Source organism: Actinomadura sp. WAC 06369, assembly GCF_003947565.1.
Taxonomy (GTDB): domain Bacteria; phylum Actinomycetota; class Actinomycetes; order Streptosporangiales; family Streptosporangiaceae; genus Spirillospora; species Spirillospora rifamycini.
In genome coordinates, this window is sequence record NZ_QHJN01000170.1 from 1 (window position 1) to 16,445 (window position 16,445).

Annotated in this window: 10 protein-coding genes and 1 tRNA gene; 4 read left to right on the forward strand and 7 right to left on the reverse strand. The window is 76.0% G+C overall.

Annotation, left to right across the window (positions count from 1 at the left end):
- Nucleotides 1–41: 41 nt before the first annotated feature.
- From DMH08_RS32445 to DMH08_RS42505, 3 genes are all read right to left on the reverse strand, one after another.
- Nucleotides 42–1,940 carry an aminotransferase class I/II-fold pyridoxal phosphate-dependent enzyme gene (locus DMH08_RS32445; protein ID WP_125619820.1) on the reverse strand — a complete coding sequence of 633 codons (1,899 nt, stop codon included), beginning with the start codon at nt 1,938–1,940 and terminating at the stop codon, nt 42–44.
- Nucleotides 1,941–2,249: 309 nt separating this feature from the next.
- Nucleotides 2,250–2,323, reverse strand: a tRNA-Leu gene (locus DMH08_RS32450).
- A gap of 68 nt (nt 2,324–2,391) precedes the next feature.
- Nucleotides 2,392–5,124, reverse strand: a complete 2,733-nt coding sequence (locus DMH08_RS42505) for an AAA family ATPase (protein ID WP_125619822.1) — start codon at nt 5,122–5,124, stop codon at nt 2,392–2,394.
- A gap of 471 nt (nt 5,125–5,595) precedes the next feature.
- On the opposite strand from DMH08_RS42505, the gene DMH08_RS32460 reads away from it, so the two are divergent.
- Complete coding sequence (locus DMH08_RS32460) at nt 5,596–8,322, forward strand: helix-turn-helix transcriptional regulator (RefSeq protein ID WP_125619824.1); 2,727 nt, start codon at nt 5,596–5,598, stop codon at nt 8,320–8,322.
- A 34-nt stretch (nt 8,323–8,356) separates the two neighbouring features.
- Here DMH08_RS32460 and DMH08_RS32465 read toward each other — a convergent pair whose 3' ends face one another.
- Both DMH08_RS32465 and DMH08_RS32470 read right to left on the reverse strand, forming a co-directional pair.
- Nucleotides 8,357–9,319 carry a ParB/RepB/Spo0J family partition protein gene (locus DMH08_RS32465; RefSeq protein ID WP_233617933.1) on the reverse strand — a complete coding sequence of 321 codons (963 nt, stop codon included), beginning with the start codon at nt 9,317–9,319 and terminating at the stop codon, nt 8,357–8,359.
- 380 nt (nt 9,320–9,699) lie between these two features.
- Nucleotides 9,700–10,125, reverse strand: coding sequence for a PGPGW domain-containing protein (locus tag DMH08_RS32470; protein WP_026400762.1), 426 nt, complete (start codon nt 10,123–10,125; stop codon nt 9,700–9,702).
- Nucleotides 10,126–10,516: 391 nt separating this feature from the next.
- Between DMH08_RS32470 and DMH08_RS32475 the strand changes: the two genes are divergently transcribed.
- A complete protein-coding gene (locus DMH08_RS32475; protein WP_158642428.1) occupies nt 10,517–11,257 on the forward strand; it encodes a sulfotransferase family protein in 741 nt (246 codons plus the stop codon).
- Nucleotides 11,258–11,305: 48 nt separating this feature from the next.
- Here DMH08_RS32475 and DMH08_RS32480 read toward each other — a convergent pair whose 3' ends face one another.
- Both DMH08_RS32480 and DMH08_RS32485 read right to left on the reverse strand, forming a co-directional pair.
- The gene (locus tag DMH08_RS32480; protein ID WP_125619826.1) at nt 11,306–11,992 is read right to left on the reverse strand and encodes a TetR/AcrR family transcriptional regulator; all 687 of its coding nucleotides are present in this window, start codon (nt 11,990–11,992) and stop codon (nt 11,306–11,308) included.
- Nucleotides 11,993–12,205: 213 nt separating this feature from the next.
- Entirely contained in the window at nt 12,206–13,501 is a 1,296-nt protein-coding gene (locus DMH08_RS32485) for an MBL fold metallo-hydrolase (RefSeq protein ID WP_125619828.1), read from the reverse strand.
- A gap of 105 nt (nt 13,502–13,606) precedes the next feature.
- On the opposite strand from DMH08_RS32485, the gene DMH08_RS32490 reads away from it, so the two are divergent.
- Nucleotides 13,607–14,269 carry a TetR/AcrR family transcriptional regulator gene (locus DMH08_RS32490; protein WP_158642429.1) on the forward strand — a complete coding sequence of 221 codons (663 nt, stop codon included), beginning with the start codon at nt 13,607–13,609 and terminating at the stop codon, nt 14,267–14,269.
- A 178-nt stretch (nt 14,270–14,447) separates the two neighbouring features.
- A complete protein-coding gene (locus DMH08_RS32495) occupies nt 14,448–15,917 on the forward strand; it encodes an MFS transporter (RefSeq protein ID WP_125619832.1) in 1,470 nt (489 codons plus the stop codon).
- The last annotated feature ends 528 nt before the right edge of the window (nt 15,918–16,445 follow it).

The window sequence follows — 16,445 nt, forward strand, 5'->3', positions numbered from 1 at the left end:
GTTGAGGGGGGCGGGCGGGCCGGCGTGGTCGTTCACGGTGGTCACGGCGCCTCCCGGCGGGTGCGGGCGCTCTCCGCCTCGATGAAGCGGGCGAGGCGGGAGACGCCCTCGTCGATCTCGGCCGGGGTCAGGTAGCTGGTGGACAGGCGGAGCCGGTCCAGCCCGCCGCCCTCCGGGTGGAACTGCGTCATGGGCGTCCAGATGACGCCGAAGTCGCGGGCCGCGCGGGCGAGCGCGGCGTCGTCGGCGGCGAACGGGACGCGGACGGTCAGGAAGAACCCGCCGGACGGGCGCGTCCAGCGGACGCCGAGGGCGGCGCGGCGGTCGGCGGGGAGTTCGCGGTCGAGGGCCGCCAGGGTGGTCCGCATCGCGCGGCCGTAGTGCTCGGCGGGCTCGGCGTTCAGCCGGGAGACGCGGCCGTCGGCGGCGAGCAGCGCGCCGGCCACGGCGGCCTGGCTCAGCGACGGGGTGTTGACCGTCACCATGCTCTTGATCTTGGCGAGTTCGGCGGCGAGCGGCGCGGTGCGGCCGGTGCCGTCGGCGACGGTCTGGTCGGCGACGGCGAACCCCACGCGGGCGCCGGGGAACAGGGTCTTGGAGAACGAGCCGATGTGCACGACGCGGCGGTCGCGGTCGAGGGACTTCAGCGTGGGCAGCGGGCGGCCGGGGCTCACCAGCCGGTACGGGGTGTCCTCGATGATCAGCACGTCGTGCCGGGCGGCCAGGTCGAGCAGGGCGCGGCGGGCCGGGAGGCCGACGGTGGCGCCGGACGGGTTGGAGTGGTCGGGCACCACGTAGAACGCGCGGGGGCGGCGGCCCGCGGCGCGCTCGGCGAGGATCGCGGCCTCGAGCGCCGCGGGGCTCGGGCCGTCCGGTCCCTCGGGGACCGCGGCCACCGGGACGCCGAGGATCCGCGCGGCACCGGTGAACCCCACGTAGCAGGGGGTGGACGCCAGCACCGAGTCGCGCGGCCCGGCGGCGAGCGCCCGCAGCACGAGCAGCATCGCCTCCTGGGCGCCGACGGTCACCACGATCGCCTCGGGCGGGACGTCGATGCCCTCGTCGGCGCGCAGCGACCCGGCGAGCACGTCCCGGATGCGGCCGGCGGTGGGGCCGTACTGGAACAGTTCGGTGCGCAGGTCGTCCGGTGTCGCGCCCGCCCCGGCGCGGTGGTCGAGGTAGCGGCGGACGTGCTCGAAGATCTGGTCGTTGCCGAAGAAGCCGTCGTAGGGGCGGCCGGGGGCGAAGGAGATCGCGTCGGGGTGGCGGAACGTGATCTCGTTGAGGAAGTTCATCGCGTCGAGCACCGGGTCGGCCAGGCTCGGGTGCAGTTCCGCCAGGTGCAGGTCGGCGCCGGACCGGTCCGCGGCGGGCGGCTCGGCCCGCTCGACGCGGACGCACGCGGCGCCGGCGTCGGCGATCGTCGCGACGCCCGCGAAGGCCATCGCGGCGCGGAGTTCCGCGGTGATCCGGGCGGTGTCGGCGGCGCGGTCGAGGACGACCGCGTCGGCGCCGAGGGCGACGGCGGCGAGGACGTCGGCGCCCAGTTCGACGCCGCCGTCGAGGAGGATCGGGCGGCGCCGGCCGGTCGCGGCGGCGATCGGCGGCAGCGCGTCGAGCGCGGCGGTCCCGGCGGACCCGGCGACGATCAGGCCGGCCGCGCCGTCCTCGACCGCGCGGACGGCGTCCGCGGGGGTGCCGACCTGGGCGAACTCGGCGGAGTCCGGCGCGGCCGCGGCGGTCCCGGGCGGACGGCGCCGGATCCGGACCGGCGCGTCGGTCGTGTCGGCCGCGAGCCGGTCGCCGTCCGGGACGGCCAGCGGCGCGGTCCAGGTGCGGCCGAGGATCTTCACCGCGGTGTCGGGCGGTCCGGCGGGCGGGCGGCGGCCCGGCCGGAGCCCGACGCGCGCGAACGCCGCCCGGTGGATATCGCCGTTCATAAGGCTTCGCTCCCGGTGGGAGCGTGCACGGTGCTGGTCTGTGCGGGCACGTCGAACCCCAAGAGGAATTGTTTTTCGTGAACGTCTGGCGCGGCCCAGGATTACACGGACGCATGTCCACGACAAGAGCACCGGAAACGGTCGCAGAGGGGGTGTCCAACCGAAAGAAATGGACGGTTGGACACCCGCGGCGAGCAGCGGTGGCGCGGTCGCCGGAGGCGCCGTTCCCCCGGGTGTCCACGGGCTCGCGGCGGTGCCGTCGCCCGTCCGTCCGGTTGCGGACGGACGGGCGGTGGGCGGCCGCCCCGGTGCCCTCGATCGGATTCGAACCGACACCACAACCCTTTTAAGGGGTTTGCCTCTACCAATTGGGCTACGAGGGCGAATCAATGTTAACCGGTGCGCGCGGGGACTCCCACCGTCCAGCGGCGCCGGTCGGGAATCCGCGTTATCAGGCGAGAAAGTCGCGCGGCGGAATTCCGGCCGGGTCGAGCGGCAGGTCGGTCCGCCGGTGGATCCGCAGCTTCCGGTAGACGCGGGTGAGGTGCTGCTCGACGGTGCTCGTGGTGACGTGCAGGCGCTGGGCGATCTGCCGGTTGGTCCAGCCTTCGGCGGCGAGCGCCGCGACCCGCCGTTCCGCGTCGCTGAGCTCCGTGAACGGGTCGGCGCCGGGCGCCGGCGCGCCGGCCGGTCCGGCCCTGCCGGGCGGGTCGGCGGCGCCGCCGATGCCGGCCGCCCCGCACGCGGCGGCCAGCGCCCCGGCCCGCCGCGCCAGCTCGTGGGCGCGGCGCGGCCGGTCGGGCCGGTGGCAGGCGGCGAGGTCGTCCAGGATCCGGGCCAGCTCCAGCCGGTCCCCGGCGCGCTCCGCCGCCCGCGCGGCCCGGCCCAGTGTGCGGGTCCGCTCGTCCGGGACGGCCGCCGCGAGGACGCGCAGCGCGGCGGCGCGGGTCCGGGCGCGTCCCTCCGGCAGGCGCCGCAGCTCCTCGCGGACGAGCCGGGCGGCGGGTTCGGCGTCCCCGACGGCCAGGTGGGCCCGCGCCAGGTCCGTCCGCCACGGGACGAACTCGGGGAGGTCGCAGCCCCACGCCCGCATGAGCCGCCCGCACAGCCGGAACTCGGCCGCGGCGGTCCGCGCGCGGCCCACCGCCAGGTGGTGCGCGCCCCGGGCGCGGAGGAACGGCAGGACGAACGGGCCGTGCAGGGTGGCGTCCGGAAGCGGCCGGTCGAGCCAGCGGCCCGCCTCCGCGCGCTCGCCGCGCGCGACGAGCGCGTCCACGAGGGCGCCCAGCGGGATCGCGGCGAACACCCCGAGGCCGCCGGGCGGTACCAGGTCGAACGCCTCCCGGACGCGGTCGACGACGCCGTTGAGGTCGCCGCGCCGCTCCCGGATCAGCGCGCGCACCACGAGGTACAGCGCGGCCGTCAGCGGGGGGCGGCCGGTGTCGGAACGCTCCCGCGCGTCGCACCACTGCTCGGCGCGTGCGACCTCGCCGAGGTGGACGAGCGCGACGAGCGCGGCGACGGGCGCGCGGAACCCGGGCGCGGACGCGCCCTCGCCGAGGACGTGCTCGATGTGCGCGACGGTCGCCTCGTGCTCGTCCTCGTGCAGGGACGGGCGGGTGAGGAGTTCGACGAACGTGCCGATCAGGGTGTCGTCGCGCGGCGCGGCGCCGTCCGGCGGCGCCGCCGCGAGGCCGGGGAACGCGCGGGCCAGCCGGCGTTCGACCGTTCCCGGCGGCGTCCCGGCGCCCTCCAGCTCGCGGGCGTCGTCGACGCGGCCGAGCCATATCGCCCAGGTCGTCAGGCGGGCGGCGGCCTCCGCCGGGAGCTGCCCGGCCCGGAGCGCGGCGGTCAGCTCGGGGAGGTGCCGGACCGCGCGTTCCGGGTCGGCGGGCCATTCCGCGCACGCCAGGTCGAACAGGACGGCGGCGCGCTCGGCGCCGGCGGGACGGCCGCGCAGCGCGAGCCGCAGCCGCGCGATCGTCTCGGGGCGGCCGGCGGTGACGGGCAGCGGCCCGGCCGCCTCGCGCAGCACCGCGAGCGCCCACGGGCCGGGGACCCGGTCGGCGGCGACGAGCCGGTCGGCGATGTCGGCGGCGGGCGCGCCGGCCCGGTGCAGGAGTTCGGCGGCCCGGAGCTGGAGCGTCCGCCGCCGGTCCGCGCGCATCCCGCCCAGCACGGCGGCCCGGACGGCGTCGTGCCGGAACCCGGCGCCCGCCGCGGCGGTCAGGCCGGTCGCGGCCAGCACCTCGCCGGTCAGCGCGGCCGCCTCCTCGTCCAGTCCGGCGAGTTCGCCCGGCCCCGGACCGGACGGGCGCGGCGGGAGCACGGCGAGGCCGCGGGCGAACGGCACCGCCTCGCAGCGGTGCAGGCATGCCAGGACGGCGCGGCGGAACGCCTCGCCGAACACGAGCCGGGCGGGGCCGGCGTCCGCGGACAGGCGGTGGTCCTCGACGAGCGCGTGCACCAGCAGCGGGTTGCCGCCGGTGGCGCGGTGGCACCCGGCCGCCAGCCGGCGGACCGTCAGGGGGTCGAAGTGCGCCGCCAGGACGGCCGCGACGCCGTCCCGGGTCAGGGGCCGGAGCCGCAGCCGGTGGACGCGCGGCCCGCGGAGCAGCCCAGCGTCCAGCAGGGGGTGCGGGGGCGCGGCGCGCACGCATTGGGTGAGGACGAGCAGGACCCGCGGCGCGCCCGCGCGGCCGACGAGGTGGTGCAGGAACCGCAGGGAGGCGGGGTCGGCGTGGTGGACGTCGTCGACGGCGATCACCAGCGGGGCGCGGTCCGCGGCCGACAGCAGCAGCGCGCTGAGCCCGCGCAGGATTTCGGCGGGGACGGCCCCCGCTCCGTCGGGGGCGCCGTTGGAGGCGCGGGCCGGCGCCGGCGCCGCGGCGGCGCCCTCCTCCAGCAGCCGTTCGGCCTCTTCGAGTTGCCGGGGGCCCAGCGCGGGGCCGCCGAACAGCTGGCCGACGGCGCTCAGCGGGAATCCGCGTTCGGCGCGGGACGCGGCGGCGCACAGGAACGTCGCCCCGGCGGCGGCGACCCGTGCGCCGAATTCGTGAACGAGTCGCGTTTTCCCCGTTCCGGCCGGGCCTTCCACCACCAGGACGGTGCCGCCGGCGGCGCGGCTCTCGGCGAAGACCTCGCCGAGCCGGCGCAACTCCTCGGCACGCTCGGCAATGGCCATGCGGACGTTCGCCTCCCCCGAGATTCCGGACAGCGTCACCGCGCGGCCCGGCCCCGCGGCGGCGGTGACCGTGCCGGGAGCGTGCCGCGCGTCACCGGCGGGTGCGCAGGCGACATGGGAGTGCCCTCGTAGGGCGGCGGTTCGATTTTCGCACCGGCACCCGAGCAAGGCTAATCACCGTACGCATATGCTATATTACTCTAGGTTAATACAGTGCGGCCACCTGGCCTCTCTCCGATGATCGAACATATGGCCGGATCCAGCCAGCCTTTCCGGCGAACCTGATCACGCGTTTCCCGAACCGATCAATTCCACCGAGTCCCCCGCCGCCAATACCGTCCGCTCCCCGCCGCGCGGCGCGCCCCGGGACGGGCCGCGCCGCTCCGTTACGTCCCTGTGACTCCGTCCGTGGTCTACTCCGCCTCGCGGGCTCACCGCCTGCGGAAACGACGTCGAGAGGTGTGTTCGCGCATGGCACAGCGGATCCAGACGCCCCGCCGCGGCGGGTGTCCGAGCGGCCGGGCACGGGAGGCGGCCACGCTGAGGGATCTCTTCTCCGCCGTTCTGGAGGGGCGCCCCGCCATTGCGGTCATCGCCGGCGAGCCCACCCTGGGAAAGAGCACGCTGCTGCACTCGATAACCGTCCGGGCGGCGGACTCCGGCGCGATCGTCCTGTCCGGCCGTCCCATAACCGACGATCACGCGGCGCCGCTTTCCCTCGTCCGGAATATGATCGCCGAAACGTCCGGCGAGACGGCGCGGGCATTGTCGCCGCTGCTGGAAGAGGCCGTGCGCGCCGTGCCCGCCGCGATGTGGAACGCGTCCCCCGACTCCCTCCCCGCCGCGGCGGCCGCGCCATTCCGGCGGATCACCGCCCGCATTCTGCGCGCGTCCGCCGAAACGCCGGTGCTGATCGCCGTGGACGACGTCCACGCCGCCGACACCGCGTCGCTGCTCTTCCTCGCGCATCTCGCGCGCGCCGTCCGCCCCCCGGCGCGGCTGCTGATCGTGCTGACCGAGCGCCCCGGCCCGGACGGCCCGCCGCCGTGGTTCCGCGCGGCGCTGCCGGACGACTCCCGGATCACCGTCCTGCGGCTGCGGCCGCTGTCGCGGGCGGAGCAGGCCCGGCTGCTCGCCGCCCACGCCGCCGCCGTGACCCTCGACCGCTGCGACGCCGTCACCGGCGGCAACCCGCTGCTCGTGCGGGCCGTGCTGCGGGACTCCCGGCACCCGCGCGGCACCGTGCCGGGCGCCGCGTACACCCGGGCCGTCCGCACCCTCCTCGACCGGGCGGGCCCGCCGGCGGCGGCGCTCGCCCGGGCCGTCGCCCTCGCCGACGGCGCCGTCCCCGCCGCGGCGCTCGCCCGGCTGCCGGGCGCGGACGCCGCCCGCACGCCCCGCGTGCTCGACGCGCTGACGACCGCCGGGCTGCTGGTCGACGGCCGGCTGCGCCACCCGTCCATGGCCGCGGCGATCCTCGACGACGCCCCGCCCGCCGAGCGCGCCGGCCTGCACCTGGCGCTCGCCGGGCTCCTGCACGAGCAGGGCGCGTCCCCGGTGACGGTGGCCGGGCACCTGCTGTCCGCGGCGCCCGCCGGCGGCGCCCGGCCGACCGCGCCGTGGACCGTCCCGGTGCTGGTCGAGGCGGGCGAGCGGCACCTGCTGGACGGCGACCCGCGGGCGGCCCTCGCCTGCCTGACGCTGGCGCGCCGCCTCTGCGCGGACGAGCGGAACGCGCTCCGCGTCGACGGCGCGCTCGCCCGCGCCCACTGGCTCATCGATCCCGCCGCGATCATCCCGCTGCTCCCCGCGCTCCGGACGGCGGTGCTGGACGGGCGGCTGCGCGGCGACGACGCCGAACGCGCCGTCTTCTACCTGATGTGGTTCGGGCGCGGCCGCGAGGCCGACGAGCTGCTGGAGCGGCTCGCGGGGCGGCCCGGCGCGACCACCCGCATGCCGGGGGCCGCGCGGCTCCTGCTCGGCCGCGTCCCGCCCGGCGCGGGCACCGCGCCGCCGCTGTCCCCGGGCTCCGGCACCGCCGAGCCGGGGGCGCGCGCCTCCGCCGCGCTGGCGGCCGTGCTCACCGGAAGGACGGCCGCGGGCGCGGCCGCCGACCCGTCCGGGCCGTCCGCCGACGGGGCGGCCGAGACCGCCGAGCAGATCCTGCGGGACGCGGCGCGCGGCTCCTGGTCGCCCGGGCCGGTGACGACGGCCCTCGCGGTGCTGCTCTACGACGACCGGGCGCGGGACGCGGCGCGGCGCTGCGACCCGCTGCTGGCGCGGGCGGCGACCCGGCACGACCCCGCCGCGCACGCGCTGCTGGCCGCGACCCGCGCGCTCGCGTGCGTCCGGCTCGGCGACCCGGCGGGCGCCGAACGGCACGCCCGGACGGCGCTCGCCCGGATCTCCCCCGCGAGCTGGGGCACCGCGATCGTCCTGCCGATCTCCGCGCTCGCGATGGCCCTGACCGCCACGGGCCGGTTCGCGGAGGCGGGCGGGCACCTGCGCGCGCCCGTCCCGCCGGACGCGCTGTGGACGCCCATCGGGCTGCACCATCGGCAGGCGCACGCGCACCTGCTGCTCGCGACGGGCCACACGGCCGCCGCGCTGTCGGAGTTCCAGGCGTGCGGGGAGCTGATGCGGCGGCGCGGCGTCGACGTCCCGGGGCTGGTCGCGTGGCGGATCGGCGCCGCCCACACGCTGCTGGCGCGCGGCGACCTCGCGGCCGCCGCCGCGCTCGCCTCCGAGCAGCTCGCGCGGGTGCGTCCGGGGCCGTCCCGGGTGCGGGGCGGCGCGCTGCGGGCGCTCGCGCTGGCGTCGGGCCCGGGGGAGCGCGCGCGGCTGCTGCGGGAGGCGGTGAAGTTCCTCGAGCACAGCGGGGACGCCGCGCAGCTCGCGCTCGCCCGCGCGGAGCTGGCCCGCGCCGAGCACGACCGTCCGGACCTGCGCCGGGCGGGGCGCGGCGGGGCCGCCGCCGCGCTCACCGGCGCGGAACGCCGCGTCGCCGCCCTCGCCGCCGCGGGCCGCACCAACCGGCAGATCGCCGAGGAGCTGCTGATCACGGTCAGCACCGTGGAGCAGCACCTCACCCGCGTCTACCGGAAGCTGCACGTCGGGCGCCGGACGGAGCTGCCCGCCCGGTTGCGGGACGCCCCGCCCGAACCCGGCCACGACCGTCCCGCGGTGCCGACGTCGTGAGTCCGGGACGCGGCGGCCCCGGAACGCGGCGGCCTCAGGACGCGTCCGGGAGCCGCCGTTCGACGCTCGACGCGAAGTCGGCCCACCGCTGCGCGCAGTCGCGGGCGAGCTGCGCGACGAGGGCGCCGCAGTGCGTCGGGACGCCGTCGATGAGGGCCTCCCACTCGCCGGGCTTCACGGTGTGCAGGCTGAGCAGCATGAGCAGCCGCCGGCCGGTCTCGCTGAGCCGCAGCGCGGGGTCGGTCCGCAGCCGCTGCACCACCGCGATCTGGTCGGCGTCCGGCCGTGGCGGGACGGCCGGGACGCGGCCCGCGCGCAGCGCGAGCGGCACCGGGGCGGGCGCGGGCCGTCCCGTGGCCAGCGGGTCCTCGCCCCGGCGCAGCCGGTTGCGGACGTCCCGGGCGGTCTCCGGGGAGATGCCCACCGCGCGGGCCACCTGCCGCAGCGACATGTCCGGGTTGCTGCTGATCAGCTCGGACGCCGCCCGGCGCCGCTCCGCCCCGTTGACCGGGCGGGCCCGGCCGTCCTGCCCGACCCGGACCGCGGCGGGCTCGCCCCCGGCCCGCCGCCGGATCTCGGCCACCGTTCCCGGCGCCATGCCGGTCACCGACGCGATCATCCGGTTCGACCACTGCGGATGGGTCGCGACGATGCGTTCGGCCGCCCGCTTGCGGTCGGCCATCGGGAGCGGCAGCCCGTGGGCGACGTTGGCCCGGACCGCCAGCACGAACGCGTCGTCCCCGTCCCCCTGGAAGAGACGCGCCGTGATCGTCGTGGCGCCGCGCAGCGCGGCCGCCCGGACCCGGTGCCGGCCGTCGATGACCGCCATCGTCGGCCGGTGCACGATGATCGGCGGCAGGTCCTCCTGCGCCGCCGCCAGCGACGCGACGTGGTCGGCGTCGATGCCGCCGCGGCGCGGCGACTCCGACGGCGTCAGCGCGGCCAGCTCCAGCCTGACCACCGGCAGGTCGTCGACCTGCCCCAGTTCGGTTTTCAATGGCACCCCCTGGTTCACCATTACCGTCGCGCACCGAAGGAGTGATTCGTGAATCGAAGCGTTGTGAATTACCGGCCGGACCGGTGATCGAATCGCTCGGACGAGATCGACTTCAATGGCGAGCCGAGTCCCACTCCCTCGAAGCGTCGCCAACGATAGTCAGCCGCGCGCGGCCCCTTGCACCCCTACTCGACCCCTATTCGGCACCTTCCCCTACCGGGACGGTACGGGCAGGTCCGGGGGCTGCGCGGGAGGCGCCCCGCACGGGCGAGCACGGGGAGATCACCGAGAGTGGCGGCGCATTCCACCGTCCCGGCACCAGGAGTTCGATCCGCTTTCTCCGTCGCCCGGACGGTGCGCCGTCCGGGCGGCGAGGACGGTCAGCGGGCGTCGTCGGGGGCGGGCGGGGCGGCGAGCGCGGCGGCCTTGACCCGGCGGTGGCTCCACACCAGCAGCCCGATGAGGATGCACCCGGAGAGGATCAGGCCCGAGCCGGTGCTCCAGCCGCTGAACGGGAGCCGGTCGACGACGCCCCACGCCACGCCCGCGCCGAACAGCGCCGCCGCCGTGAGGATCGACCCGGCGAGGCGCCACGGGGACGACACGCTCTCCTCGGCCGCCCGCATCGCGGCGTTCTGGACGGGTTCGACGTAGCGCTCGACCATGGGGAACTCGCGGGCGAGGACGAGCAGGCCCGCCAGCACCAGCAGGAGCCCGGGGCCGGGCAGGACGAGGAGCGCGACGCCGGTCAGCGTCAGCAGCGCTCCGACGACGAGCGCCACGCCGCGCCTGACGTGTCTGGCCATCCCCGGTCCTCCATCCGGCCGCCGCTGAGGGTGCGCCCCGTGCGTCCCCGCTGGGGTCACGCTATGTGACCCGGGGCGCTGACCGGTACCCGGACGTCCCGTTCCGGCCCCGGGCGGACGGGCCGGGCGGGGCCGCCCCGGGACCGCTCCATATATAAGCGACCGAAAAGGTGTGAATATCGAACATCTTTTTGTTACTTCGACCACTCACCTCTTAGCTACCAGTCAGAATGGGAAATACGTGATCATTTCGACGGGAAGGCGAGGCGGGACATTGAGCTTTTCCGAAACGTGATCTAGCGTCGACCGGGTGCCGCCCGATGCGTGCTCCTCGGGGCCGCGGGACCCGGCGCGGGGCGGCGCGTGCCTACCGAGGGTGAAAGGCGTCAGCATGCTCAAGGTCATCGGTGCGGGTCTGCCGCGAACGGGGACGACGTCGATGAAGGCGGCCCTGGAACGGCTCGGGCTGGGGCCCTGCCACCACATGTTCGAGATCCTCACGAATCCGGCGCAGGCCGACCGCTGGCTCCCGGCCGCCGACGGCAGGGCCGTCGACTGGGACCGGGTGCTGGACGGGTACGCGTCCGCCCAGGACTGGCCGTCCAGCGGGTTCTGGCGGCAGCTCGCCGACGCCTACCCGGACGCGAAGGTCGTGCTGACCGTCCGCGACCCGCGCCGCTGGCACGCCAGCTTCAGCAACCTCATGACCAACGGGCCCGCCATGACGGCCGCGGAGGACCTGCCCGAGGCCGCGCGCCCCGTCGCCGCCGCCATGGGACGGATGCGCCCCATCCTCGACCGGCACGGGCGCGACCTCTTCGGCCCGGAATGGGACCCGGCGTCCGGCGTGCCCGACGAGGACACCGCCGCCGCGGCCTTCGAACGGTACGTCGGGACCGTCCGGGCGGGCCTGCCCGCGGACCGGCTCCTCGTGTTCGACGTGCGCGAGGGCTGGGGCCCGCTGTGCTCGTTCCTCGGCGTCGAGGCCCCGGACGAGCCGTTCCCGCACCTCAACGACGGCGACGCGCTCAAGCAGATGTTCGGCAAGCTGCTGACCGAGGGGCAGGTCTCCATCCCGATGCCCACCCCCGTCGCGGCCGGGGACGGCGAGGTCCCCGCGGCGAACGCGTAGGACGGCACCGCGTAGGACGGCACCGCGTAGGACGGCACCGCGCCACCGTCACTCGGCGGGCGACGCCAGGGCCGCCGCGTCCTCGGTGCGGCGCGGCGGCTCCCCCTCCAGCAGGCGGGGGAACTGGTCGAGCAGGTTCAGCAGGACCTCCTGGAGGATCAGGTGGACCTGCGCCCTGGTCAGCCGGCCGGTCTTGAGCCATTCCCGGCTGGTCGCGACGGCCATCGCCGCGTAGCCGTGGAACGCGGCGCGGATCTCGGGCCGGTCCCGCGACAGCGGGGTGAGGCCGACCACCTCGGTCATGTGGTCGACGGCCCGGTCCCGGCCCTCCTCGAGGATGCGCTCCAGGTCCTCGTCGCCGCCCGACGTGGTCATGTCGAGGGCCGCGACCCACGTCTCCCGGTTGCGCTCCAGCAGTTCGAGCCACGCGTCGAGGCTCTGCCCGATGCGGTCCCGCACCTGCGTGCCCTCCACGAACGGCGGGATCGGGATCGGCGGGACGCTCATCATCTTGCTCACGGCCGCCAGGTACAGCTCGCGCTTCGTGCCGAAGTAGTGGTTCAGCAGCCCCCGGCTGACCCCGGCGGCCGCCGCGATCTCGGTGTTGGACACCTCGGCGTACGGGCGGCGGCTGAACAGCCGGCGCGCGCACGCCAGGATCTGGTCGCGCCGCTCGTCCGGCTCCTTGCGGACGCGCCGCGGCGGCGCCCCCCCGCCCGCTGCGTCGTCGCTCATCCGTGCGCTCACCGTCCTCGCCCTTCCGGGGTCCGACGATACCGGGCGCCGCGGCGATGGCCGCGATGCCCGCTTACTGGCGCTTCGCCAATGGTTGTCGGCATCGTGTCAACCTACCGCGACCGCCCGGTCATGACCGAACGTCGGCGGTCACCGGCGCCCCGATCGTCCAGGTCCGGCCGTCCGTGCGCGGCGCGTCGCGCCCGCGCGCGGTCAACGGCCCTCCCGGCGGGCCTCGGCCACCCACTGGCGGCTCACACGGAAGTTGACCTGCGCCATCAGGGACGGCTCGGCCGCCGCGCGCCGCTCCAGGACGTCGACGTAGCACTCCTGGGCGACCGGGTCGGACCGGTCGGCGAGGAACGCCCACTCGGCGAGGTGGCAGGCCAGCGGCGGGTCGGTGTCCTGGAGCTCGCGGGCGCGGGCGGCGAGCACGGCGGTCCCGCCGGCGAGCCGGGCGATCTCGGCGGCGCGCGCGGCCGCCGGGGCGGGCAGCAGGTCGGCGGGGTGCCCGTTCCACCAGCCGCCGTAGCGCCGGACGACGTTGCGGCAGATGAACTCGGGCCGGTCGTAGATCGCCCGGAGGCGGGGGTGGCGGGCCAGGTCGTCCGGGATCCGCAGCGACTCGACGATGGCGTCCGGCGTGCGTCCGGCGTTGAGGCCGTCCAGGGCGTGCGCGACGATGTGCCGCAGGTAGCGGGCCATGGCGCCCAGTTCGTCCTGGATCGCGGCGGCACCGCGCACCAGGTCGCCGTGCCCGGGGATGATCACCTCGGGGCGCAGCGCGGCCATCGCGTCGGCGGCGTCGGCCCACTCCTCGGCGTAGCGCTGCACCTTCCGCGGGTTGCCGGCGTTGGGCAGGTAGCCGGTCACCAGGTCCCCGGCGGCGAGGACGCGCCGGTCCGGCGCCCACACCCACGTCGCGTCGTCGGTCTCGCCCTTGCCGTGGACGAGCTCGAAGCGCTCGCCGCCGAGGGTGAGCGTGAGCCGGTCGCGGTACGTCTCGTCCGGCCAGACGAAGTCGGACTCCTCGGACGCCCAGGTCTTGCCGTCCGGTCCGGGGAGCTGGCCGTTGACGCGCGCGTTGAGCCCGGCGGTCTTCATGTAGCGGCGGAAGTGCGCCGGGACGTTCTCGTGCGCGACGACGCGGGGCCGTTCGCCCGCCTCCAGGAACGCCCACAGGCCGAACGCGTGGTCGCTGTGCCCGTGCGTGTAGACGACGGTGTGCAGCGGCGCGTCGCTGACCGAGCGGACCGCCGCCAGCAGCGCGGGCCCGTCGCCCGCGCAGCCGCAGTCGACGAGGAGCAGCCCCTCGGCCGTCTCGAAGAGCGCGACGTTCACCATGCCGGGCTGGATGTAGAAGGTGCGCGGCGCCGCCTCCACGACGACCGGTTCCAGGCCGGACCCGTGCGCGCGGGAGAAGATATGGCGCGCCTGGCCGGCGCTGAACAATCCGAACGCCGATTCGGCGGTCTTCTGCTGGTTCTCGGGGAACGCCGGAGCATTCATGGCAGCGACCTCCACAATATCACGTCACGACTGCCCAGAGAGTAAGACACGTTTCTTAAGGACGTCAAGAGCGATCGCACCCGGGGCTCTTGTAGGCTGGCCGCCGTGAGCGAGACGGTCGACACTCGGGGCACCCGCGCGAAGCTCATCGACGTCGCCGAGCGCCTGTTCGCCGAGTTCGGCGTCGAGTCGGTGTCGCTGCGCACGGTCGGCATCGAGGCCGGGCAGCGCAACAACTCCGCCGCGCAGTACCACTTCGGCTCCAAGGACGGCCTGATCACGGCGATCATCGAGGTCCGCTCGGCGGACGTCGACGCGCGCCGCGCCCGGCTCGTGGCCGCGCTGCGCGCGTCCGCCGCGCCGCCGACCGTCCCGCAGCTCATCGACCTGCTGGTCGTGCCGCTGGTGGAGACGATCACCGCGTCCGGCGAGCGGACCTGGTACCTGCGCTTCCTCGCGAACGTCATGGACCACCCGATGCTCGACGCGCCGTGGCGCCCCCGGTCGGACGGGGCGGACGCCGCCGGGCCGCCCGACCCGCCCGGCCTGCGGTACATGCACCGCGAGCTGCGCCGGCTGCTGCCCGGCCTGCCGGACGCGGAGTTCGAACGGCGGCTCCGCTGGCAGGGCATGACGGCGTTCCGCCTGCTGGCCGACTACGAGCGGCAGCGCGCGACGACCGACGCGGCCCCGCCCGCCGAGCAGGTCGTCGCGGACCTGAACGCGATGCTCACCGCCCTGCTGCAGGCCCCCCACCCGGCCGCCTGAGCATCGTTAAGAAACCACACTTAACCTGTCGGTAATCACATATCGACGCGCCCGATAATTGTCCCACTGACCGGGACCATCCTTGCACGGCCGGGATCGCTCACTGATTTTCAGAAATCACCGAAGCGGCCGTGGAAATGTGCACGGCCCGCCGCGCACCACCCGATCGAAGGATCCCATGGCGCTCGATCTCACCCCGTCCGGCGGCGCCCCGCCGCGGCACCGCCTCCTGCTGGCCCTCGCCGTGGTCATCCTGTTCTCGGAGATCGCGACCTTCGAAATCCTCATGGTCACCCCGGCACTGCCGGAGATGGCCGCCCGCTTCGAGACCACCGGCATCGCCTGGGTCGTCGGCATCGTCACGCTCGCCGGGGCGACGATCATGCCGCTGGTCGGCCGCGCCGCCGACCGGTGGGGCAAGAAGCGCGTCATCGTGGTCCTCGGCGCCGCGTTCCTCGCGGGCAGCGTCCTGTGCGCGACGACCGACTCGTTCCCGCTGCTGCTCGCCGGACGCGCCGTGCAGGGCGCGATGGTCGGGATCGTGGGGCTGTCCTACGGCCTGGTCCGCGACATCATGCCGCGGAGCTTCGTCCCCGTGGCGCTCGGCATGGTGGTCACCGGCGTCGGCATGTCGGCCGTCGTCGGGCCGTTCGTCGCCGGCTTCCTCATCGACGGCTTCGGCTACCGGGGCGTCTTCTGGTTCATGGTCGCGTACATGGCGGTCCTGCTGCCGCTGTACGCGCTGCTGATCCCCGAGAGCCCGGTCCGCGCCGGCACCCGGATCGACTACCTGGGATCGATCATGTTCGGCCCCGCCGTCGCGCTCGGCCTGGTCGGGCTGTCGCGCGGCTCCGCCGACGGCTGGACGTCCCCGGTGGCGCTCGGGGCGCTCGGCGGCGCGGCCGTCCTCGCCGCCGGGTTCGTCGTGCGGCTGCGGACGGCGGCGCACCCGCTGATCGAGCCCCGAATCCTGTTCGGCCCCCGCTTCGGCCCGACGCTGCTCGCCGTGGGCTGCGTGGCGTACATGATGAACGCGCACGCGCTGCTGTCGCCGACCATGCTGCGGACGCCGGAGGGCGCGGCCGGGACCGGCTACGGCGCGGGCCTCTCGGCGATCGAGTACGCGCTGTGGACGGCGCCGGTCGGCCTCATGTCGATGGCCGTGGGGCCCGTCGGCGGGTACCTCGCGAAGCGGGTCGGCGCCCGGCGGGTGCTGATCGCCGCGGGCGTCCTGTTCATCATGACGATGTTCGTGGGCGCGCAGCTCCCGAACGTGTACTGGCAGGTCGCGGCGAAGAGCCTGCTCGCCGGGGTCGCGGTGGGCTGCCTGCACTCGTCGAACGCCAACCTCGTCCAGGACGCGCTGCCGTCCTCCTACAGCGGGGTCGGCAACACGATCGGCGCCATGAACGCGCTCATGTTCGCCTCGGCCGGGAGCACGGTGACCGGCATCGTCATGGCGGACCACGTGGTCACGACCGGGCACGGCGTCGTGTACGCGCCGGAGGCCTTCACGCACGGCTTCCTCGCCGCCGCCGCGGTCGGCGCCGTCGGCCTCGCGATCGCGCTCGCCATGCGGCACGGCCGCGCGCCCGCCCGCGGCGGACTGGACGAGGCCGCGGACCGTCCGGCTCTCAAGACCGGCTGACCCGCGACGCGCCGGCGGGCCCGGGACGCCGTCCCGGGCCCGCCTCCGGTCGCGGCGCCGGATCACGCCGAACGGCATTGGCGGACCGGGCCCGCGTTCTGCACCCGCGACCCGGCCCACGAGGCCGGGCTCCTGTACCGCGCGCCGCTCGGCGTCCGTCCACGACTGAGCCTGCGGCGCCCCGGCGCGACCCACGGCGTTCGCGGCCTGTCCGGGCCCCGGCGGTCGGGCTCGCCGACAGACGGAGCCGGGTACCGGCGCCCGGCCACGGTGGGGGCGGCTGAGGCTGTGGGAAGGCATTGCCCACGGCGTTCGCGGCCTGCCCGGACTCCGGCGGTCGGGCTCGCCGAGGGACTGGGCCGGACAGGGCCGGGTACCGGCGCCTGACCACGGTGGGGCGGCTGAGCCTGCGGCGCCCCGGCGCGGCCCACGGCGTTCGGCCTGTCCGCGGTGCGGTGGGCGGGTTTGTTGACGGGTTGGCGATGGTTGCCGGTGGGTGGGCGGCGGTTCGGCAGGATTCGCCAATGT